The 1845-nt window shown below is 58.2% G+C and carries 1 protein-coding gene; it reads right to left on the bottom strand.

Annotated features, from left to right (window positions below; genetic code table 11):
• Positions 1-111: 111 nt before the first annotated feature.
• A partial coding sequence (locus ACNKID_RS09230; RefSeq protein WP_417913139.1) for an isoleucine--tRNA ligase occupies positions 112-1845 on the bottom strand: 1734 nt, incomplete at its 5' end.

Raw genomic sequence — 1845 nt, 5'->3', positions numbered from 1 at the left:
CGGGGATGACCGGCATGGAGTCGCCCAGCGCGAAGTTCTCGACTATCCAGAGCTTGGTCAGCTGGTCGCTGATCACGACCAGCAGCATGATGAGCAGAAACCTGAGCATGATCACCCTGCCACGTTGCGGACAACAGCGGCGCAGCGACTGCACAGGGCCGGATGCTCGCTGTCCTGGCCGACGCTGGGGGAAATCATCCAGCAACGCTCGCATTTGCCGCCCGGCGCGGGGCGGACAGCGATTTTCAGCCCGGCAATTTCCTCGGAGGCGGTGAAGGCAACCTCATCCGCTGTGCGGGCGATTTTCAGGCTGGAAACGATGCACAGCTCGCGCAGCAGCTCCTCTTTGCCGCTGAGGAATCCGGCCAGATCGCCTTCAGCCAGCAGCAGCACTTCAGCATCCAAAGACAGGCCGATCGTCTTGTCGCGGCGGGCTGCTTCCAGCACTTTGGTGATCTCGCCGCGCAGATTGAGCAGCCGACTCCAACGACTATCCAGCTCATTCAACTCGGGATCATAGGTAACAATACCATACGGCTTGGGGAATTCAGTGAAAAAAACCGACCGCTCGATGGGCGCGTTTTCATCTAAGCCGTGCAGATGCTCCCACGCCTCGGCGGCGGTGACACTGAGGATCGGGGCCATCAGCCGGAGCAGACCGTCGAGAATCAGGTGCAGCACGGTCTGCGCCGCCCTTCGGCCCGGATCATTGGTACCGGAGCAGTAAAGCCGGTCTTTGAGGATGTCCGCATACAGACTAGAAATGGTGATGCCGCAAAATTTGATCAGCTTATGATATATATTGTGGAATTCGTAGAACTCATAGTCACGCTTGATTTGACGTAGTAACTCGCTGTAGCGAGTTAAAGCCCAGCGGTCCAGCTCGCTGTACTGATCTTCAGTGACTCTGTGTTCTTTTGGATTGAAATCGCTGAGATTAGAGAGGAGGAAGCGGATGGTGTTGCGGATTTTTCGGTAGGCATCCGAAACATGGCGGAGAATTTCCTCAGAAACCTTGACATCATCGCGATAATCCTCGCTCGCCACCCAGAGACGGAGTATCTCTGCCCCGAATTTATCAATCATCTCCTGCGGCAGGATGACATTGCCCAAGGATTTGGACATCTTCTTGCCCTTGCCGTCCACGACAAAACCATGCGTGAGCACGCCCTTGAACGGCGCGCATTCACGGGTGCCGACCGAAGTCAGCAGCGAGGACTGGAACCAGCCGCGATGCTGGTCGCTGCCTTCAAGGTATAAATCCGCAGGTGAGCGCAGCTCAGGCCGCGCCTCCAGCACCGCCGCGTGGCTCACGCCGGAATCAAACCAGACATCGAGGATGTCGTGCTCTTTCTCGAACTTGGCGCAGCCGCAGGCGCACTGCACCCCAGCAGGAACAAAATCCGCAGCCTCATGCTGGAACCAAGCATCCGCGCCTTCCTGCTCGAACAGCTCCTCAATCTTGGCGCAGACTTCAGCGTTTTTGAGAATCTCGCCGCAGCTGGCGCAGGTCAGCACGGTCAGCGGCACGCCCCAAGAACGTTGGCGGGACAGGCACCAGTCAGGCCGCCCTTCCACCATACCCTGAATGCGTTGTTCGCCCCAGGCTGGTGTCCATTGCACCGCTTTGATCGCTTGCAGGGCCTTCTCGCGCAGCCCATTCTGCTCCATGGAGATGAACCATTGCTTGGTGGCTCGGTAGATCACCGGCTTTTTGCAACGCCAGCAGTGCGGGTAGGAATGATCAATCTCGCTCTCCTTGACCAAGACCCCGGCAGCAGCCATGTCGTCGTTGATCTCCCGGTTGACCATCGGGATGCGGCGGCCTGCGTATTTCCCGGCCTC

The sequence above is a fragment of the Candidatus Electronema sp. TJ genome, assembly GCF_048287355.1.
In the GTDB taxonomy this organism is placed as follows: Bacteria; Desulfobacterota; Desulfobulbia; order Desulfobulbales; family Desulfobulbaceae; genus Electronema.
This window is presented reverse-complemented; position numbering and strand designations above follow the sequence as displayed.